Source organism: Acinetobacter guerrae (assembly GCF_009372255.1).
Taxonomy (GTDB): Bacteria; Pseudomonadota; Gammaproteobacteria; order Pseudomonadales; family Moraxellaceae; genus Acinetobacter; species Acinetobacter guerrae.
Genome location: NZ_LXGN01000034.1, coordinates 358,959 through 379,644, shown reverse-complemented (window position 1 = coordinate 379,644; position 20,686 = coordinate 358,959). Strand labels below are relative to the sequence as shown.

General features: G+C 39.3%; 20 protein-coding genes and 1 pseudogene. 14 read left to right on the top strand and 7 right to left on the bottom strand.

Going from position 1 to position 20,686, the window contains the following annotated elements:
- The first annotated feature begins 438 nt into the window (after positions 1-438).
- From A7A69_RS11520 to A7A69_RS11510, 3 genes are all read left to right on the top strand, one after another.
- The gene (locus tag A7A69_RS11520; RefSeq protein ID WP_151982121.1) at positions 439-645 is read left to right on the top strand and encodes a hypothetical protein; all 207 of its coding nucleotides are present in this window, start codon (positions 439-441) and stop codon (positions 643-645) included.
- Between the two features lie 407 nt (positions 646-1,052).
- Positions 1,053-2,372: an NCS2 family permease gene (locus A7A69_RS11515; protein ID WP_151982123.1), complete on the top strand. Its 1,320-nt coding sequence runs from the start codon at positions 1,053-1,055 to the stop codon at positions 2,370-2,372.
- A 62-nt stretch (positions 2,373-2,434) separates the two neighbouring features.
- The gene (locus tag A7A69_RS11510; RefSeq protein ID WP_152877662.1) at positions 2,435-3,433 is read left to right on the top strand and encodes an adenosine deaminase; all 999 of its coding nucleotides are present in this window, start codon (positions 2,435-2,437) and stop codon (positions 3,431-3,433) included.
- A gap of 74 nt (positions 3,434-3,507) precedes the next feature.
- Here A7A69_RS11510 and A7A69_RS11505 read toward each other — a convergent pair whose 3' ends face one another.
- Positions 3,508-4,062, bottom strand: coding sequence for a cytochrome b (locus A7A69_RS11505; protein ID WP_120368839.1), 555 nt, complete (start codon positions 4,060-4,062; stop codon positions 3,508-3,510).
- Positions 4,063-4,272: 210 nt separating this feature from the next.
- Here A7A69_RS11505 and A7A69_RS11500 point away from each other — a divergent pair, with 210 nt between their 5' ends.
- Together A7A69_RS11500 and rnhB are read left to right on the top strand one after the other, a co-directional pair.
- On the top strand, positions 4,273-4,656 hold the full coding sequence (locus tag A7A69_RS11500; protein WP_120368840.1) for a hypothetical protein: 384 nt from the start codon (positions 4,273-4,275) through the stop codon (positions 4,654-4,656).
- A 15-nt stretch (positions 4,657-4,671) separates the two neighbouring features.
- The gene (gene rnhB, locus A7A69_RS11495; protein ID WP_151982135.1) at positions 4,672-5,241 is read left to right on the top strand and encodes a ribonuclease HII; all 570 of its coding nucleotides are present in this window, start codon (positions 4,672-4,674) and stop codon (positions 5,239-5,241) included.
- A gap of 68 nt (positions 5,242-5,309) precedes the next feature.
- Here rnhB and csrA read toward each other — a convergent pair whose 3' ends face one another.
- The 3 genes from csrA to alaS all read right to left on the bottom strand — a co-directional run bounded on the left by csrA (position 5,310) and on the right by alaS (position 9,795).
- Positions 5,310-5,564: a carbon storage regulator CsrA gene (csrA, locus tag A7A69_RS11490; RefSeq protein ID WP_004989721.1), complete on the bottom strand. Its 255-nt coding sequence runs from the start codon at positions 5,562-5,564 to the stop codon at positions 5,310-5,312.
- A gap of 247 nt (positions 5,565-5,811) precedes the next feature.
- Positions 5,812-7,092, bottom strand: coding sequence for an aspartate kinase (locus A7A69_RS11485; RefSeq protein ID WP_120368841.1), 1,281 nt, complete (start codon positions 7,090-7,092; stop codon positions 5,812-5,814).
- A 66-nt stretch (positions 7,093-7,158) separates the two neighbouring features.
- Positions 7,159-9,795, bottom strand: a complete 2,637-nt coding sequence (gene alaS / locus A7A69_RS11480; protein WP_152877706.1) for an alanine--tRNA ligase — start codon at positions 9,793-9,795, stop codon at positions 7,159-7,161.
- Between the two features lie 412 nt (positions 9,796-10,207).
- Here alaS and A7A69_RS11475 point away from each other — a divergent pair, with 412 nt between their 5' ends.
- The 6 genes and pseudogenes from A7A69_RS11475 to A7A69_RS11450 all read left to right on the top strand — a co-directional run bounded on the left by A7A69_RS11475 (position 10,208) and on the right by A7A69_RS11450 (position 15,714).
- Positions 10,208-11,230: a type I glyceraldehyde-3-phosphate dehydrogenase gene (locus A7A69_RS11475; RefSeq protein ID WP_151982127.1), complete on the top strand. Its 1,023-nt coding sequence runs from the start codon at positions 10,208-10,210 to the stop codon at positions 11,228-11,230.
- A 122-nt stretch (positions 11,231-11,352) separates the two neighbouring features.
- Positions 11,353-11,694, top strand: a complete 342-nt coding sequence (locus tag A7A69_RS11470) for a hypothetical protein (RefSeq protein ID WP_152877660.1) — start codon at positions 11,353-11,355, stop codon at positions 11,692-11,694.
- A 152-nt stretch (positions 11,695-11,846) separates the two neighbouring features.
- A complete protein-coding gene (locus tag A7A69_RS11465; protein WP_151982131.1) occupies positions 11,847-13,013 on the top strand; it encodes an ATP phosphoribosyltransferase regulatory subunit in 1,167 nt (388 codons plus the stop codon).
- A 69-nt stretch (positions 13,014-13,082) separates the two neighbouring features.
- Positions 13,083-14,402: an adenylosuccinate synthase gene (locus tag A7A69_RS11460; protein ID WP_120368846.1), complete on the top strand. Its 1,320-nt coding sequence runs from the start codon at positions 13,083-13,085 to the stop codon at positions 14,400-14,402.
- A 112-nt stretch (positions 14,403-14,514) separates the two neighbouring features.
- A pseudogene (locus A7A69_RS11455) lies at positions 14,515-14,825 on the top strand (hypothetical protein).
- A gap of 106 nt (positions 14,826-14,931) precedes the next feature.
- Positions 14,932-15,714, top strand: coding sequence for a M48 family metallopeptidase (locus A7A69_RS11450; protein WP_120368848.1), 783 nt, complete (start codon positions 14,932-14,934; stop codon positions 15,712-15,714).
- Positions 15,715-15,762: 48 nt separating this feature from the next.
- On the opposite strand, the gene A7A69_RS11445 is transcribed toward A7A69_RS11450, so the two are convergent.
- Together A7A69_RS11445 and crp are read right to left on the bottom strand one after the other, a co-directional pair.
- Positions 15,763-16,809, bottom strand: a complete 1,047-nt coding sequence (locus tag A7A69_RS11445; protein WP_151980164.1) for an NADP(H)-dependent aldo-keto reductase — start codon at positions 16,807-16,809, stop codon at positions 15,763-15,765.
- Between the two features lie 149 nt (positions 16,810-16,958).
- Positions 16,959-17,666: a cAMP-activated global transcriptional regulator CRP gene (gene crp, locus A7A69_RS11440; protein WP_152877658.1), complete on the bottom strand. Its 708-nt coding sequence runs from the start codon at positions 17,664-17,666 to the stop codon at positions 16,959-16,961.
- A gap of 149 nt (positions 17,667-17,815) precedes the next feature.
- Between crp and A7A69_RS11435 the strand changes: the two genes are divergently transcribed.
- Positions 17,816-18,238: an OsmC family protein gene (locus tag A7A69_RS11435; protein ID WP_152877656.1), complete on the top strand. Its 423-nt coding sequence runs from the start codon at positions 17,816-17,818 to the stop codon at positions 18,236-18,238.
- Positions 18,239-18,341: 103 nt separating this feature from the next.
- On the top strand, positions 18,342-18,767 hold the full coding sequence (locus A7A69_RS11430) for a GNAT family N-acetyltransferase (protein ID WP_338325131.1): 426 nt from the start codon (positions 18,342-18,344) through the stop codon (positions 18,765-18,767).
- Between the two features lie 45 nt (positions 18,768-18,812).
- Here the strand turns inward: A7A69_RS11430 and gigD are convergent, their stop codons facing one another.
- On the bottom strand, positions 18,813-19,265 hold the full coding sequence (gene gigD / locus A7A69_RS11425; RefSeq protein ID WP_120368852.1) for an Lrp/AsnC family transcriptional regulator GigD: 453 nt from the start codon (positions 19,263-19,265) through the stop codon (positions 18,813-18,815).
- 147 nt (positions 19,266-19,412) lie between these two features.
- Here gigD and kynU point away from each other — a divergent pair, with 147 nt between their 5' ends.
- On the top strand, positions 19,413-20,663 hold the full coding sequence (gene kynU, locus A7A69_RS11420; protein WP_151980165.1) for a kynureninase: 1,251 nt from the start codon (positions 19,413-19,415) through the stop codon (positions 20,661-20,663).
- Positions 20,664-20,686 lie beyond the last annotated feature (23 nt).

The window sequence follows — 20,686 nt, the reverse complement described above, 5'->3', positions numbered from 1 at the left end:
TACCTATTTTTTATAATGAAAATGAAGGAATTTAACGTCATAGATTAATTTTTTAAATGTTAAAAAAGTACAAAATTGATATTTTTAACCCTTAAGTGAGCACAACCATATGAATATAATTATTTAAAGCAATAAGTTATAAAGTACAAGTATAGGAGAACGACTTTTAAAAGCCTAAAGTAGATGAAATAAAGTTTTGGCTATTTAAATAATAATTTTAAAATCAGGGTATTAACAACAAAATAACGTGGAAAGATTATATTTTCCATTTTATAAAATGATTGATGTAAAAGGGACAAAAATTTCAAAAAAGTGTATTTTTTAGCTGTCATATAATAGCTAAATTGGCAATCAGTTTTTTAATTGTTAAATATGTCGCTTTTTTGTCTATTTTTGGTAAAATAAAACACAGTTAGACGAATAACAAGAATATACCTTATGAGAAATATACTCGTGATGGTTTTTGCTAGTCTAGTGATCTTGCTTGGTTATAGTATTTATCTGGATTCCAAGATGAAGAAGAAAGAACAAGTCAGTAAAGTGATCACTGATGCGGAGCATAGCCTTCAAGTCATAGAAAATAATCCGAATTATACACAGCGTTCATCGCTGTCCCGTGCGCATCGTCAAAATTTAATACAATGATCGGTTTTTTATTTAACATATTGATTTTTAAATTTTTTTATAAGAAGGGTTGTTTGCTTTCATAAAGTAAAAGTAAAAAACATTGTGTTATACTATTTGCTAGGGGATGACATTAAAGATATGACATTGATATTTTTAAGATCATATTCCTTAACGTATACGTAAAGCTGCATAGGCCTATGCAGCTTTTTTGTGTTCTGGCTGAGCAGTTTGGTTTATAGCATCCTGAATATAGTATTTATTGTGATATGGGGAAAACCCTTTGAATATTATTAATGGCATGCTGATTGCTTAATCCATAGCACGACCACATTCAGTCTTTAAAAGTGTATTCAAATAAATATTCACTTTAAGATGATGTACATATAGCAATATTGAATGCTCAAACTTTTTCTAGGGACTATGTTATGTCAACTCCTAACCCTTCAGCACACTTGTTAGAGCGCTTATTTAAATTAAGCGAAAATAAGACAAGCTTCAGAACTGAAGTACTTGCAGGTGTAACGACCTTTTTGACGATGTGTTACATCATTATTGTCAATCCGCTTATATTGTCTGAAACTGGCATGGATCACGGCGCGGTATTTGTGGCAACCTGTCTGGCTGCTGCAATTGGCTGTTTAGTCATGGGGCTGATCGCCAATTATCCGATTGCACTTGCTCCAGGAATGGGGTTAAACGCCTATTTTACCTATTCAGTTTGTTTAGGTATGGGTGTGCCTTGGCAAACGGCATTAGCTGCAGTTTTTATTTCGGGTCTTATTTTTCTGGCCATCAGTTTCTTAAAGATTCGTGAAGCCATTGTGAATGCTATACCCATGTCACTCAAGTTTGCAATTGGGGGAGGGATTGGTTTATTTCTTGCGCTAGTAGCACTCAAAAATTCGGGCATTATTGTAGCCAACCCTGCGACTTTGGTTGGTCTGGGTGATATTAAACAGCCTACAGTATTATTGTCTTTATTAGGTTTTTTAATGATCGTCGTGATGCATCATTTTAGAATCCGTGGTGCAATTATTATCAGTATCTTAGTCATTACCGCAATATCAACCTTGATGGGGTTGAATCAATTTAAAGGCGTCGTCGGTGAGATTCCATCTTTAGCGCCTACGTTTTTACAAATGGATTTTGAAGGATTATTTACTGCGAGTTTGATTGGGGTAATTTTTGTTTTCTTCTTGGTCGATTTATTTGATAGTACTGGAACACTTGTTGGGGTTTCACATCGTGCAGGTTTATTGGTCGATGGTAAGTTACCGCGTTTGAAAAAGGCATTGTTTGCAGATTCGACAGCGATTGTTGCGGGTGCTGCTTTAGGTACTTCTTCGACTACACCGTATATTGAGTCTGCATCGGGAGTGGCCGCAGGTGGTCGTACTGGTTTGACTGCGGTGGTTGTCGCTTGTTTATTCCTTGCTTGTTTGTTTTTGGCTCCTCTTGCTCAATCTGTACCAGGTTTTGCAACTGCTCCAGCACTTTTATTTGTTGGTGTGTTGATGATTCAAGGTATTACCAATATTGATTGGGAAGATATTACAGAAGCTGTTCCTGCGTTTTTGACCATTGTATTTATGCCATTTGCTTATTCGATTGCAGATGGTATTGCAATGGGCTTTATTAGTTATGCCTTAATCAAGTTACTTACAGGTAAAGCGAAAACTGTTCCATATATGGTCTGGATTGTAGCGTTACTTTGGGCATTTAAGTTTGCTGTATTTGGTGGTTAATTTTTTGTGTGTAAAAAGGGTGCAGGGATCATTTCTGCACCCTTTGTTATTTTGGAGTGGTTATGAATCAAGTTGAGTTAATTCGCGCTTTACCTAAAGCAGAATTACATGTGCATATTGAAGGGACGTTTGAGCCTGAATTAATGTTTGAAATTGCACAGCGCAATCATATTCAGATTCCTTATCAGTCGGTTGAAGAAATTAAGCAAGCTTATAACTTTCATAATTTGCAGTCATTTTTAGATATTTACTACGCTGGCGCCAATGTCTTGGTATATGAGCAGGATTTTTATGATCTAGCTTGGGCATACTTTGAAAAATGTGCTGAAGATAAAGTTGTACATACAGAAATGTTTTTTGATCCACAAACACATACTGAGCGTGGTGTTGAGTTTTCGACAGTCTTGAATGGTTTGAAGCGTGCCTGTATAGATGCGAAAGATAAGCTCGGTATTAGTTCACAACTGATCATGTGCTTTTTGCGCCATTTAAGCGAAGAAGATGCATTTAAGACACTTGAGCAAGCTTTCGCTTTTAAAGACGATATTATTGCGGTTGGATTAGATTCAAGCGAAGTTGGGCATCCACCGTCCAAGTTTGAACGAGTTTTTGCAAAAGCCCGTGAAGCAGGTTTTTTAATTGTTGCGCATGCAGGTGAGGAAGGGCCGCCAGAATATGTATGGGAGGCACTAGATTTGCTTCAGGTCAATCGTATTGATCATGGTGTGCGTTCAGATGAAGATCCAGCTTTATTGCAGCGTCTCATTGATGAGAAAATGCCTCTAACTGTCTGTCCACTTAGTAATCTAAAGTTATGTGTGGTCGATGATATGGTTGAGCATAATATTCATCGCTTACTCAAACAAGGTGTTCATGTCACCATTAATTCAGATGATCCATCGTATTTTGGTGGGTATATGAATGATAACTTTCTTGCGGTTCATGCAGCGTTGAATTTATCTAATGATGAGCTGAAACAATTAGCAATCAACTCATTTGAAGCATCATTTATAGATCAAGCCGAAAAGCAAAAATGGATTGCTGCCATTCAACAGTTATAAAGATGAAGCTAAAAATTTTAAAGCAAAAAAACGCATCTTAATTTGATGCGTTTTTTTTGAACAATTTTGTGTCGTTATTTAGGTTGTCTGCTCATGCTGATCAACACATGATCTTTGTCAATAAAATGATGCTTGAGTGCTGCTAGAATATGACCTACAACAAGTAAACCTGCAAACCATGACAGGTAAATATGCATCGGTTTAACAATTGCCATCACTTCAGGATTTTCATTAATCAACTGGGGAATATTAAATAGATAAAGCACTGGTGCAGGGTGCCCAGCACTCCAGCTATATAAACAACCTGTAATTGGCAAAGCCAACAAAATAAAATACAGACCTAAATGACCTACATGTGCTAGTTTTTTCATCAAAGGAGACATGCTGTCTGGAAGTTGAGGCGCTGGATGAGTGTAACGCCAAAAGAGCCGAATCATGACAAGGAAAATAATCGTCGTTGCAATGTTCTTGTGAAGCGTGATGACATCACCTTTAAAACTGCCATCTGTTTCATAGCTTAAAAAGTTGCCACTATAAAAACCAATGATCCACGCCGCAATAAAGATAATGGCCATGATCCAGTGTAAATATTGAGCCGTTCTTGTGTAGTACTGGCTAGAGTTAGACATGAAAATGATGTCCTTTCAATTGCTAATTATGACGCGAGAATAGACGAGAAGATGATTTTGAAAAATGGGTCTGTTGTAACGAAGCGTTTTTTAAATGAAACGATGGATAAACAGTAATTCAAAATAATTCATGCATTTCTACAATTTATATATTTCATAGTTTTTGGGCTTTAGGCAAAATAGCGGAAAATTTTTTAATAGGATCTATCTATGACTAAATATCTTTTAAGTGCAGTAGTATTAACACTGGGTTTAGCTGGCTGTGCGACTGATGGTTCAATGAATACCAATACAGCCACGACCACAGAACAGTTGGGTATGGCTGCTTTAAAAATAGCTGTAAATGCAAAATGTGTGAGTGAAATTAATACGATTCCTGCATGGCAAACAGCATCTAAACTCATGACCACTGAACAAAAGCAAAATATAGAAACAGAAGTTTGTAATTGTGTGAGTGAAAAAGCACCGTATAGCGTAACTGCGGCAGATTTGGCCAATGCAACATTTGATCCAAATGCACGTGCGACTATGGTTGGGCAGGTGGTTTCAAAAACAGTTACAGCGTGTGTAAATGAAACCTTTAGTAAGAATTAAATGATATTGATGAACATGATAATTGCAGGTGTAGATGAGGCAGGGCGTGGACCCTTAGTAGGCTCAGTCGTTGCTGCGGCTGTGATTTTGGATCCTGATAATCCCATTGAAGGATTGAATGATTCAAAAAAACTCACTGAGAAAAAACGTGAAAAATTGTTCGTTGAAATTCAGGAAAAGGCATTAGCATGGTCAATTGCTGAGGCAACACATACCGAAATTGATCAGATAAATATTTTACAGGCTACTTTTCTTGCGATGAATCGTGCGGTAGAAAATTTGAAAATTCAACCAACTAAAGTCCTTGTTGATGGTAATCAAATTCCTAAAGGGATATGCATTAGCTGTGAAGCAATAGTAGGCGGGGATGCGACTCATGCACAAATTAGTGCTGCCAGTATTCTGGCAAAAGTTGCTCGCGATCGACAAATGAAAGAGCTAGATGAAAAATATCCTCAATTTGGATTCGCCAAGCATAAAGGCTATCCGACCAAAGCACATTTTGAGGCGATTGCTTTGCATGGTGTGATTGATGAACATCGCCGTAGTTATGCACCCGTAAAAAAAGCACTTGCGCTGTTATAAAATAACATCTTCGGAAATATTTAAAGCGGCTTGGTAGCCGCTTTAATCATCAATACAATACTTTATTCTTAACGATTAAAATTGTTTTGAGAGAAATTATCGTCTTCAAATGAAGGTTGATAATCTTGATCAAGATGCTGAAGGTGTTCATGCATGGCACGTTCGTGTTGAATACGCTGGTAGATTTCTTCACGGTGCACAGACACTTCTTTTGGTGCATTCACACCAATACGAACCTGATTACCTTTAACGCCAAGCACAGTTACACTGACTTGATCCCCAATCATTAATGTTTCTCCGACACGACGGGTCAGAATCAGCATGTTTATCTCCTTGCTAAAACGCTAAACCTGCGATAGTGATTTAATAAACTGAAATTACAACCTCAGAATTAGAGAAATCTTTAACAGAATCAACAAAAAAAGTGTTATATTTACCGAATCTGTCGAAATTTTCTAAATACTTAGATGCTAATATAACAGAGCCACTATAGAAAAAACTACAGTGGCTCTGCATTTTTGACACAATTTGTTGAAAAGTGATCTATTTCACAGTTTGTTTGGTTAAACTTTATGCGCGGGCACTACTTTCGCCGTGTTCACGATCTAGACCAAAAGCGGTATGTAAAGTACGTACAGCAAGCTCTAAATAGTTTTCTTCGATCAAGACTGAAATTTTGATTTCAGATGTTGAAATCATCAGAATATTGATACTTTCGTCTGCAAGAGCGATAAACATTTTACTCGCAACACCTGCATGCGAACGCATACCTACGCCAACAATAGATACTTTTACAATATCATCACGTGTTGCAACTTCACGTGCGCCGATGTTTGCAGCTGTTTCTTTTAGAATTTTTTCAGCTTTAGCAAGATCGCCACGATTGACTGTAAAGGTAAAATCAGTAGTTCCATCCTCTTCGACATTTTGGATAATCATGTCGACTTCGATATTTGCAGCACTAATCGGAGCTAAAATTTTAGCAGCAACACCTGGCTCATTTGCTACACCCAAAATAGTGAGTTTCGCTTCGTCACGGTTAAATGCGATACCTGAGATAATAGGTTGTTCCATGTTGTCTTCCGCCTCAGTGGTAATTAATGTACCTACGTTTTGTTTAAAGTCTTCATCAAATGCACCATCGTTATCATTGTCAAAACTAGACAATACACGAAGTGGAACTTGATATTTACCCGCAAATTCAACTGAACGAATTTGTAGGACTTTAGAGCCTAAAGAGGCCATTTCCAACATTTCTTCAAAAGAAATACGATCCACTTTTTTGGCTTTTGGGGCAACACGTGGGTCAGTGGTATAAACACCATCAACATCAGTATAAATCTGGCATTCATCGGCTTTTAAGGCTGCTGCAAGTGCAACACCTGTTGTATCTGAACCACCACGACCTAATGTTGTGGTATTTCCTTCGTCATCGACACCCTGAAAGCCCGCAACAACCAATACACGTCCTACATCAAGGTCGGCAGTCATTACATCGGTATCAATCGCTTCAATACGTGCTTTATTGTACGCGCTATCAGTTCTGATCCCAACCTGACGACCAGTATAAGATTTAGCTTCTACACCAATCGAATTGAGTGCCATTGCTAACATGGAAATCGTCACCTGTTCACCTGTAGACACCATTTGGTCTAACTCACGTGGATCAGGTGTTTCGGTAATGGCTTTAGCAAGTGCAAGTAAGCGGTTGGTTTCACCACTCATTGCCGAAACCACCACTACAACTTTGTGGCCGTGATCATGCCAACGCTTCACACGACGAGCAACATTTAAAATGCGCTCGGGAGTCCCCATTGAGGTCCCGCCATATTTTTGAACGATTAGTGCCATAGTTGTTCCATATAAGCCATGACCCTGAGAGGCTTAATTCAGGGTCAGTTACACAAAAGTGAAGTCTTATTGCTGCCCAAGCCAGACAGGGAGAGCTGTCATGACTTGTTCAAACTTCTCGTTTAGTGGCGCGCCACCTTGTGCTAAGTCAGGTTTACCACCACCTTTACCGCCAAGTTCGGCTGCAAGATATTTGATGATATCGCCTGCTTTTAGATGTGCTGTGTATTGTTTTGCTACAGAGGCAATCAGACTGACTTTGTCGTCTTCAATACCTGCCAATACAATCACGGCATCCTCTAATTTTGATTTCACACTGTCATGCAAGTTACGAAGTGATTTCGCATCCATGTTCTGAACAGTCGTGATGAGGGTAGAACGACCCGCAACGGTTTGAACTTGGCTTAAAAGTTCAGTCGCCTGAAAGTTCGCTAACTTTTGGTTAAGCTGTTCAATTTGCTTTTGCAAAGCTGAAGTATGTTCTACCGCAGCCTGAACACGTTCTACTGTTTGATCTTTTTGGGCTTTTAATAAGCTGTTGATATGTTGAATATCTGTGTCAGCTTTTTGCACGATTTCAAGTGCTTTACTGCCTGTGACCGCTTCGATACGACGGATACCAGCCGCAACACCGCCTTCAGAAGTAATTTTGAATAGGCCAATGTCGCCAGTACGCTGTACATGAATACCACCGCAAAGTTCAATTGAGAAGTTGCGCTCGTCTATTACTGAACCCATTGAAAGGACGCGAACTTCGTCGCCATACTTTTCACCAAACAGCATCATGGCACCTTTGGCTTTGGCAGATTCAATATCGAGTAGTTCAACGCCAACTGGTGTATTCGCAATCACTTCGCGATTCACCAATTGCTCAACTTGTTGCAGTTGTTCAAATGTCACAGGTTGATCATTTGCAAAGTCAAAACGCAAAATATCACTGGCAACCAATGAACCTTTTTGTTGAACATGTGTACCTAAAATTTGACGTAAGGCAGCATGTAAAAGATGAGTTGCAGAGTGGTTACGCGCTGTTGCAGCACGAATGTCTGCTTTAACAACTGCATCGACATTTTGCGTCGCTTTTAAGCTACCCATCGTGACGATACCTTGATGGACAAATGCACCACCAGATTTTTTGGTATCCTGAACTTCAAAAATACCTGTATCGTTTTTGAAAATACCAGTATCGCCAATTTGGCCACCGCTTTCTGCGTAGAAAGGGGTTTGATTTAAAACAATTAAGGCTTCATCACCTTCAACCACTTCGTCAACTTGTTCGCCGTCTTTATAGATTGCAATAATTTGACCTTGACCAGCAGTTGCATCATAACCGTCAAATTGAGTTTGACCTTCAACTTTGACGATACTGTTATAGTCGACCGCAAACTTACCTGCATCACGTGCACGACGACGCTGTGCTTCCATTTCGCGCTCAAAACCGACTTCATCGATTTCTAAATCACGCTCACGGGCAATATCAGCGGTTAAATCGGTTGGAAAACCATAAGTATCATACAGTTTAAATACCGTTTCGCCCGCAATCACTTTGCCAGTAAGTTGTGCAAGTTCACCTTCAAGCAGTTTTAAACCTTGTTCAAGCGTTTTAGCAAATTGTTCTTCTTCTTTAATTAAAGTCGCTTCGATACGTGCCTGATCATTTTTGAGTTCAGGGTAAGCATCACCCATGACATCGATTAAAGGTTGAAGCATTTTATAGAAGAACGTACCTGTTGCTCCGAGTTTATTGCCATGACGTACTGCACGGCGAATAATACGACGCAATACATAGCCACGACCTTCATTAGACGGATTAACACCATCAGCAATCAGGAAGCAGCAAGAACGCGCATGGTCAGCTACTACGCGCAGTGAAGGTTGAGCTTCATCTTGAACGCCAATAATTTCACAAGCAGATTTGATCAAATGTTGAAATAGGTCAATATCATAGTTTGAATTGACATGCTGCAATACTGCACTAATACGTTCCAAGCCCATGCCTGTATCAACAGAAGGTGCTGGAAGTGGGTGTAATACGCCATCCGCAGTACGGTTAAACTGCATGAAGACGTTGTTCCAGATTTCGATGAAACGATCACCATCTTCTTCAGGTGTGCCTGGTAATCCACCCCAGATATGATCGCCATGATCAAAGAAAATTTCAGAACAAGGACCACATGGCCCTGTATCGCCCATTGCCCAGAAGTTATCAGATGCGTATTTTTCGCCTTTATTATCGCCAATGCGGATAATACGTTCAGGCGCTAAACCAATTTCTTTGTTCCAGATGTCATAAGCTTCGTCATCGGTATGATAAACCGTGACATAAAGTTTATCTTTAGGTAAACCTAACCATTGTTCACTGGTTAAAAAATCCCATGCAAAATTTAGTGCATCACGTTTGAAATAATCGCCAAACGAGAAGTTACCTAACATTTCAAAGAAAGTATGGTGACGTGCTGTATAGCCGACGTTATCCAGATCGTTATGTTTACCACCTGCGCGCACGCATTTTTGTGAAGTAGTGGCTCGAACATAATCACGTTTTTCAAGACCCAAAAAACAGTCTTTAAACTGGTTCATGCCTGCATTGGTAAACAATAATGTTGGGTCATTGGCAGGTACAAGTGAACTCGACGCGACACGTGTGTGGCCTTGCGATTCAAAATAACGCAAAAAAGCTTCACGAATTTCAGCTGATGTCATAAAACGAGTACTCACGACCAAGTCACTCCATAAATTCAAATAGGCTATATGCAGACAGCACATCGTTTAAACAAAAACGATTAAGGATGAATGCGTGGCGTAGATTTCAAAAGTGCCAAATTATAACGGAAAAAGCCTGTTCAACCAATGATTTTACCGAGAAATCATGACAATTCTATGCAATAGTTTGATCGATAAATGTGAGCGTTCGTGAGCAAAAAAGCAGTAAATTTCCAGAATACCTATATTTGTTAGGGTGATTCAGCTTAAATCGAAAGCAAGATTTAAACTAAGTGCTCGTTTCTGATTGGTTAAAAAATAGCAAACTCGTCTAAACTCTCGATTCAATTGTATCATCGTGATAATCAATGTTTTAACATATAGTCAGATCGCTTATACAAAAGGATAAACCATGCAACGTGTTGCCATTAATGGATTTGGTCGAATTGGCCGAAATGTATTACGTGCTTGGTTTGAAAATCCCAAAAAGTTTAATTTTGATATCGTGGCAATCAATGACATAGCAGATGTAGAAACGCTGGTTCATTTATTTAAATACGATACAACACATGGTCGTTTTCATGGTGAAGCTTCGATCAAGATTGAAAATGACCAAATTGTTTTGCATATTCAGGCTTTTGGTCGAGCGCTTGCGGTACGGGTTTTTCGTGAAGAAGCACCCGAAAATTTGCCATGGAAAGCATTGGATATAGATGTCGTTTTAGAGTGTACGGGGTTATTCCGTTCGCATGCCGATGCAATCAGACATTTGAGTGCTGGAGCTAAACGCGTCATTATTGGAGCAGCGCCATTCGATCAGGTGGATGCAGCGATTGTATATGGCGTGAATCAATCAGAAGTTAAACCTACAGACCGTATTATCTCAAGTGTGTCCTGTACAACACAGGCTTTAGTGCCGCTCGTGAAAATTATTGATGATGCATTTGGTATAGAAACTGCACTGATGACCGAAATTCATGCTGTGACGGCAGACCAGTCAGTCCTCGATCATGCGCATCGTGACTTACGTCGCGCTCGCGCTTCGGGTCAAAATATTATTCCAACCACATCGAGTGCACTCAATGCATTGAAAAGAGTCATGCCGAAAATGGAAAATCGGATCGATGGTTATTCATTGCGAGTGCCCACGATTAATGTCGCTGCAATTGACTTAAGTTTTGTTTCGCAACATCCAATAAATGCACATCATTTAAATGAAGTGCTGATAAAAGCAGCCAAGTTCGATTATGCAGAAATTATGTCTGTGACCGATGAAGAACTGGTTTCTAGTGACTTTAATCACTCGCCGTATTCACTAATTGTAGATTTGAATCAAACATTGGTGGTTGGTCGTCAAGCAAAAGTCTTTGCGTGGTATGACAACGAATGGGGATATGCAAATCGCTTACTGGATTTGTGTGAGTCATTTAATTAAGTGAAGTGGTTAATTGTTTACATTCTGATTTAAAACACTGTATTTTAAATCAAATTGACATTTATATTTTGATCTGCCTTTATAAATATAATTGAAGAATGCAATAAAATAAGGGGAACAGGATGCTTGTATGGCTATTTATCGTGATCTTAATGATTGCAGTTTTAATTTTAATTGTTCTGCAATTTCGTAAAGAACAAAACTTACTACAAGATGAAAGTCAGCATCATAAGCTTGAAGAAAAACTGGTTATGCTTGAAAGTAACCTAAAAAAAACGCTTGAAATTATGCAGGATCTTGCAAAAAGTGTTCAGCTTGATCGAGAATTGCTCAATCAAACAGTGCAAAAATCGAAACTTTTAGAGTTGCAAAATGCAGAATTGATTGCACTCATCACTAAATATGTGGGGCATGCAGAAGATTTTAAACGGATCAATGAGTTCGAGCAAGATGACCTGAAATAAAGATGGAATGGACAGGAAAGTCATAAATTTAATTTTCCTAAAATTCTCAGGTGCATGCCAACAACTATCGTGTTAGACTTGGAGAAATCGGGTGTGTTCCCGATTTTTTTATGCGGATAGATTCCGCCTTGAGCAAATTTTAGGTTCGAAACATGCCGATTTCAGAGACATGGTTGCTACCTGATGGGGTAGCAGATGTATTACCAGAACAAGCGCAAGTCGTAGAGACGCTTCGTCGAGATGCTTTGGATTTTCTTGCATCTCGTGGTTATCAGTTGGTGTACACACCATTTATCGAATATATCGAATCGTTGTCTTTATTATCTGAATCAAATCATGATTTGGATCTGGTTACGTTTAAAGTTATTGATCAACTCTCTGGGCGCCTACTCGGTGTTCGTGCAGATATGACGCCACAAGTTGCTCGTATTGATGCGCACGTTCGTTCTGTTGAAGGTGTTGCGCGTTATTGTTATGCGGGCACTGTGCTTCATACTAAGCCGCAAAATTTTAATTCTTCCAGAGCGCCTTTACAGTTAGGGGCGGAGCTTTACGGTCATGACAGCCTTGAAGCTGATGTTGAAATGATCGATATTATGCTGGGATTAATCAAGCAAGCAGATGCATTAGATGGGGTGCATCTTGATTTGGGGCATGTCGGGTTGTTTCGTAGTCTTGTAGCACGAGCAGGATTAAATAAACAGACTGAGCAGGACTTATCTGATTTATATCAGAGAAAAGCCTTACCAGAATTAGAAGAATTTACTCAAAATTTACCTTTTGGTTCAGATTTTTATGCACTTGGTCGTTATGCAAGTGATCTTGATGCATTGCAAAATCATTTAAGTGCCGATGTACTGAATGATGAAGCTTTCCAGACTGCTTTAAATGCACTTAAAACCACGTTGCGTCAAATACAGTCACGCTGGCCGCAGTTACGTATTGGTATTGATGTGGTAGAGCTTCGAAGCTATCACTATCACACAGGTTTGATGTATGCCGTATATGCACCAAATCGTGCAGCACCACTGGCACAGGGTGGACGCTATGATGGTATTGGTGAACATTTTGGTCGTGCGCGTCCTGCAACTGGTTTTAGCTGCGATTTATATGCACTCTGTGCAGGTCAGTTTAAACAGATTGAAACGGTTGTTGCGCCAAATGGTCACGATAAAAATCTGCTTGAAGCGATTGAGCATGCACGTCAGCAAGGCTTACCCGTGATTCAGTTGTTGGGCAATGATGATTTAAGCTCTGTTCCTTATGCAACACACAAAATGGTGGATGCAAACGGCACATGGCAGATTGAAAAGATTTAAGGGTTTATTTGCCAGACATGCAAAGCAAATAGACGTTCAATTTTAACAGCATGATGTAATGAGGCTATTATGGGCAAAAATGTTGTGGTACTTGGTACCCAATGGGGCGACGAAGGTAAAGGCAAAATCGTCGACCTGCTCACAGATCAGGCGGCAGCTGTGGTTCGCTATCAAGGCGGACACAATGCGGGTCATACTCTTGTCGTAGGTGGAAAGAAGACTGTCTTGCACCTCATTCCATCAGGCATTTTACGTGAAAACGTGCTGTGCTTAATTGGAAATGGTGTTGTACTTTCACCAGCAGCGTTAATCGAAGAAATGGCTATTTTGGAAAAAGAAGGCGTTCCTGTGAAAGAGCGTTTACGTATTTCTCCAAACTGCCCTTTGATTTTGCCAAACCACATTGCATTGGATCAGGCACGTGAGAAAAAACGTGGTAATGCAAAAATTGGTACGACAGGTCGTGGAATTGGCCCAGCTTACGAAGATAAAGTTGCACGTCGCGCTGTACGCGTTGCAGACTTGGTTCGTGGTGGCGCTGCACTTGAAGAAAAACTTCAGGAAATGCTTGAGCTACACAACTTCCAATTGACTCAATTTTACGGCGTAGAAGCCGTTAAGTTTGAAGATGTATTGGCGCTTTGTAATCAATGGCGTGAAGTTTTAGCACCATTAATTATCGATGTGACTCAGGTGCTACACGACTATCGTAAAGATGGTAAAGCCATCATGTTTGAAGGTGCGCAAGGTTCACTGCTTGACATCGATCATGGTACTTATCCGTATGTGACCAGTTCAAATACCACTGCGGGCGGAGTAAGCTCTGGTTCGGGTATGGGGCCTTTACATCTCGATTATGTACTTGGTATCACTAAAGCGTATACGACACGTGTTGGTGCAGGTCCATTCCCAACCGAATTGCACTATGATGCTGCCACTGATACTGGTGACGCAATTGGTCGTCATTTGGGTACAGTGGGGCATGAGTTTGGTGCTTCAACTGGCCGCCAACGCCGTTGTGGCTGGTTTGATGCTGAAATTTTACGCCGTTCAGTCGATGTAAACTCACTTTCAGGTATTTGCTTGACTAAACTTGATGTTTTAGATGGCTTGGAAGAAGTTAAAATCTGTGTTGGTTATGAAAATACAGATTCAGGCTGTATTGGTTCTTCAGATGCAATTTCATTTGAAAGCCTAAAACCAATTTATGAAACGATGCCAGGTTGGACAGATTCAACGGTTGGTTTGACCAGTGTAGATCAACTTCCTGCAAATGCGTTGGCCTATGTGAAACGTATTGAGCAACTGATTGAGTGTCCAATTGATATTATTTCGACTGGTCCAGATCGTGCTGAAACGATTGTGTTGCGTCATCCATTTTCAGCATAAATCTATTCTTAGTAGAAACTTTGTCATTACGACTAAAGAGAGCACCTAACGAGGTGCTTTTCTTTTATGATAAAACTGATTTTTTATATAAAAACAGGAAAATAACGTCGGCATGAAGCTACAACCACACATTGCACAAACAATTTTCTATTCGCTGTTATTTGCGATTGGTGGTGCCCCCACAATTGCCATGTGGATTATTGCTTTACAAACCAATGATCCAAACTTGTTTATGGCTGCATTTATGGGCTTAACTGTCATTATTGCCTGTGTCATAGTGCCTATAATTTTATTGCAAAATGCCTATTTGCTGTTTAAAAGAAATGATGTAAATCTTGAAGATAAAATTAAATACCTGTTGCGTTTTATTTTGTTATGAATGTCATTTGTTTAATTTCATGGATTTTATTTATTTTTAGATAGAATTACATAAATCTAATGATATTGATCTCATTTGTTCTTAACATTTATCTATAATGCGCGTCAAAACAGCAAGTTAAATTGCTTTGTCTTGTGAGGAGTAGTTTTGATGAATAAAAAAATAGCCATAAGTCTTTTAACTGCCAGCATATTAACTCTTGGTGGTTGTGCCACAGTCGCAGATATGGCGGGTGCAGATTCTGCGACTCTAAATGCAACAGCTGCGCAAGGTTTTAGCAAAATGACCTCCGAAGCACAGCAAAAGGGGCAGCTAGATACTTCCTCTATCACGTATCGTCGTATCAATACAGTGATGCAGCGTTTGGTTCCTTATGCAAACCAGATGAATCAAACAGGTCAGCCATTTCAATGGCAGCTTGCTGTGATTAAGTCAGATACAGTGAATGCTTATGTGGCCCCTGGTGGAAAGGTCGTGTTCTATACAGGTATTGTCAATAAACTCAATCTAAGTGATGCTGAAATTGCTGCGGTAATGGGGCATGAAATGACGCATGCATTAGAAGAACATTCAAAAAGTAAGATTGGTGCAGAAGCCCTTACTGGATTGGCACTCAATATTGGCAAGGCTTATGCGGGAGAAAGTATTGGTCAGTTGGGTTCAGCCGCGCTGGATCTAGGAAGTCAGGTTGGTGTGGGTTTACCGTATTCACGCAGCCTTGAAAGTCGTGCCGATTATGGTGGTTTAATGTTGATGGCAAAAGCTGGTTATAACCCGCAAGCTGCGATTACCTTATGGGAAAAAATGAACAAGTTAGATGGGGCAGGTAGTGGTGCATCTTTCTTATCAACACACCCTTCAAACGTACAACGTATTAATGATATGCGTAAAAATTTGCCAGCAGCGATGACACTTTATAATAATCGTCGTTAATGAAATTGAAATAGAAAAACAGGATGCCATCAAGCATCCTGTTCTGTTTTAAGGAGCGGGGTTAGGTTGTTGAGTATGAATATCTTCTATCCCTTTCAACACGGCTTCATCCAAAGTAATGTCAAAAGCCTGAATATCTTCTTTTAGCTGATCCAAACTCGTTGCACCAATGATGGTACTGGTCACAAAGAACTGTTGTTTAATAAAAGCGAGTGCCATTTGGGTCAGAGTCAAACCATGCTTTTCAGCCAGTTGCGCATATTGTTCAGTTGCCCATTCGCTTTGCGGGTTGCTGTAACGGGTAAAACGTGAAAATAAAGTTACGCGAGCATTGGCTGGACGTGCGCCGTGACGAAATTTGCCTGTCAAGTAACCAAAGGCCAAAGGTGAGTAAGCCAACAATCCAATACCTTCAAATTTGGCAATTTCAGACATGCCAATTTCATAGTTACGATTTAGTAAGCTATAGGGGTTTTGCACGCTCACAAATTTAGCAACACCAAGTTTCTCTGCCAATTGTAGAAACTTCATCGTTCCCCAAGGCGTTTCATTGGATAAGCCAATATGACGAATACGTCCACGTTCAATTTCTTTTTGTAGTGCCAATAAGGTGTCTTGCATGGCTTCGATTCCATAGTGAGTCGCAGCTTCTGCGTTGGCGAAGCCTAAACCTCCAAAGAAGTTGGTATGACGTTCTGGCCAGTGCAGTTGATACAGGTCAATATAATCAGTCTGTAATCGCTTTAAAGAGCCATCTAGCGCTTGTTCGATGTGTTTACCAAATCGAGTATTGCCCTCACGGATATGGCTACCACCAAAACCTGGCCCTGCAATTTTGGAAGCCAAAAACACTTTATCACGCTGACCATATTGTGCAAACCAATTGCCTAAAATGGTTTCAGTTGCTCCATAGGTTTCAGGTTTTGGGGGAACCGAATACATTTCTGCGGTATCCCAAAAATATAAACCATTTTCAAGGGCATAGCTAAGTTGTTCAAATGCTTCTGGCTGAGAGTTCTGTTCTCCAAACGTCATTGTACCTAAACAAATTTCAGGAACTTGAATGCCTGAATCACCCAGTGCATGATATTGCATAACCTGATCCTTAATTTTGATTGAAAAGTAGCATTTTTAAACTTAAATTATTTCGTTTAAGCTGTATGTAGGTTTTTGTATCTTAAATATTTTTTATAAAAAAAAAGCAAACCATAAAGTTTGCTTTTCTTATCTTATAAAATGAAAACTTATTCTTCGTCATCGAAATCCGTATCATTGAGAGAGTTTTCTTCCAATGATGTATCAAAAATCAGGATCGCTTTACCATCAGTTTCGATCATGCCTTGTTCTTCAAGTGTCTTAAGAACACGGCCAACCATTTCGCGTGAGCAGCCTACGATACGTCCAATTTCCTGACGCGTAATACGGATTTGACGACCGTTCGGCAAAATCATGGCTTCTGGTTGAGCTGATAAATCGATGAGACAACGCGCAATACGACCCGATACATCGATAAAAGCTAAGTCTGTGACTTTACGGGTGGTATTTTTCAGGCGACGTACCAGTTGGGCAAATACCGCATAACTTAAATCTGGATATTGCTTGCTGAGTTCATGAAAGTTGTCATACGAAATTTCAGCAATTTCGCAGACATCACGCGTACGTACTTCTGCTGTACGTTGTGGATTTGCTTCAAAGAGACCCATTTCCCCAAAAAAGTCTCCAGGATTCAAATAAGCAACCACGATTTCACGTTCATCATCTTCACGTAAAATAATTGAAACGGAGCCTTTCAAAATCAAATAAAGTGATTTTGATTCAGTACCTGCGTCAACAATTGTCGTGCGTTTTGGATAGCGATTAATATGAGCACGTTTTAAAAGCGCCTTGACTGACTCTGGTAGTTGACCTGGAGACAAAGCATCGGTGCTGAGTTGTGAAAAGTTTGACGTCATGCTTAAGTTTTCCGATTAGGATATATAAAAAAGATCGCACAAGACCTAAATGAGCGTATTCACACACAAGAGATGAAATTCCTTATCAACTCATTTTATGCTAGTGTACAAGAACTATGTAAATTTATAATTTTTTTTGGGTAGTTGCAATGCAAACAAGTGTTCATTGGCTAGAGAATGTTGCTTTTGAAGCGAAATCTGAAAGTGGTCATCAAGTGGTGATGGATGGCTCTGCCGAATATGGTGGTGAAAACCGTGGCCCACGTCCGATGGAACTGATTTTAATGGGACTTGGTGGGTGTGCTTCGTTTGATATTGTGACTATTTTAAAGAAATCACGTCAAGATGTGACCAATGTCGTATGTGAGTTAAAAGCAGACCGCGCCGATGCCATTCCAGCAGTTTTTACCGACATCCATTTGCACTTTGTGGTGACTGGAAAGGCAGTGAAAGAAAAACAGGTGGCAAAAGCAGTTGAGCTTTCGGCAGCGAAATATTGTTCAGCCAGTAAAATGCTGTCTGATGGTGGTGTCAATATTACGCATGACTTTGAAATTATTGAAGCTGAATAAGTTTAGCTTGAAAATAATTTGATTAAATCTGTAAGGTTAAAGCTGACAAACTGTCAGCTTTTTCTTTTAGATATCATCAAAAGATAAAGAAGGAATTACTGTGGTGCAAATACGTGAAGCAAAACTAGAAGATGCCCAAGCATTACAACCTCTACTGGATCAATTGGGTTATGCTCAATCGATTGATTTCATTTCACAAAAAATCAAGGCATTTATGCATGATCCTCATCAATATATTTTTGTTGCTCAAATTGAGCATGAGGTTGTAGGATTTTTATCTTTGAGTATTATTGCGCAAATTGCTATAGAAGGTGATTTTGCACGGGTCGCTTATTTGTGTGTCGATGAAAAATTTAGAGGACAAAAAGTTGGTCAGGTATTGTTAGACTCTGCCGAAGAGATTGCACGACAGCGTGGCTGTGATCGAATGGAATTACATTCAAGTGATCATCGAAAGCAGACGCATCAGTTTTATCTTGCTCAAGGCTATGAAGATGCGCCGAAGTATTTTAGAAAATTCTTGGATTGAATGGGGCGTATTTTCAATCAGAAGCTTTATTTATGCAATCTAACATTACACTATGCTTTTCTGAATCACTTTTTCTAAAATGATTTTAGAATTGATATTCATAATACCTTTGACTTTATTGAGTTTATGTACAATAAACTGAGAAAAAGCATTTAAGTCTTGCGTTGCGACATGTAACACGTAATTTGAATCGCCCGTAATGATATAGGCATTGATGACTTCTTCGAAACGATCAATTTGAGCCAAAAATGCATTGTGTTCATTTTCACTCAATTGCGCCAGTTTAATTTCAACCATAGCTTCTATTTTGATGCCCAATTTTTCATAATTAATCTTTGCTTGATATTTTTCAATAATTCCATTTGATTCCAAAATTTTTACTCGCCGATGACAAGCAGAAGCCGATAGATTGACTAAATCTGCGAGTTCCTGATTACTTAAACGTGCATCTTTTTGTAGAAAATTAAGAATTTTATGGTCAATGGTATCAATATTCATCATTCGAATTAAATTTAAATAAATTTTATATTATTAGAATAATATACTGTTTTAAAGTGTTTTTAATATAAATTATCGAATAAATCATAAAAAATGCCGTGATAAAATCGAATGGTAAATTTGATTAAGATCAGGATGGAACCTTAGATGATTACACATGAACAATGCTGTTATTGGGATGAAGAAGACGAGTTAAAACATTTAAAAGATGAATTTGTATTGCCTGAGGGCGTGGTTTATCTGGATGGCAATTCTTTGGGAGCTAGACCCAAAAAATCACTGGCTTATGCACAGCATATTATTCAGCAGCAATGGGGTGAGGATTTAATTAATAGCTGGAATAAAGCAGATTGGTGGGGGTTGCCTACACGTTTGGGCGATAAAGTTGGGCAATTGATTGGTGCAAATGCTGGTGAAACCATTATTTCAGACTCCACAACTTTAAACCTTTTTAAGGTTTTGTCTGCTGCGGTAAAAATTCAGGCTGAAAAATATCCTGATCGGAAAGTGATTGTGGCTGAGAAAGAAGTTTTTCCCACTGATATTTATATCATTGAAGGTTTTATTGACCTGATCAATCAAGGTTATCGAATTGAATTAATCAATGGCGCAGATGATTTAGCTGAGGTTTTAGCCTCAGAGGTTGCGGTCGTAGTTTTGTCCCATGTGAATTATCGTACTGGTTATTTATATGACATGACTGATATTAACCGTCAGATACATGCGGCAAATGCTTTGGTCATTTGGGATTTGTGTCATTCAGTTGGTGCAGTAGCCATGGATTTAAATCAGTCGGAAAGTGATTTTGCAATTGGTTGTACTTATAAATATCTAAATGGTGGCCCAGGTTCACCAGCTTTACTTTGGGTTAATGCCAAACATACCGAAAAATTTTGGCAACCTTTATCGGGGTGGTGGGGGCATAAGAAGCCATTTGATATGGCGCAACATTATCAACCGGCTGATAGTATTCGCCGTTATTTATGTGGAACGCAGCCAATTATTTCCATGAGTTTGATTGAATGTGGATTGGATATTTTTCTGAAAACATCAATGCAGAAAATTCGTGCAAAATCACTAAAACTTACCGATTTATTTATTGCTTTAGTGCATCAGGAATGTGCCGAATTCGGTTTTGAACTGATTACTCCATTAGATCAGCATGATCGAGGTAGTCATGTCAGTTATCGCCATGCACATGGCTATGAAATTATTCAGGCGTTAATCGCGCGTGGTGTCATTGGTGATTATCGTGAACCAGAAGTATTACGTTTTGGTGTAACACCTTTATATCTTGGCTTTGAAGATATTTGGCAAGCTGTTCAACAATTAAAAGCCATCATGCTTCATAACGAATGGAAAAATGAAAGCTATTTGGTTCGGGCAGCAGTGACCTAAAGCTTAAAGGTCACTTTCAAAAT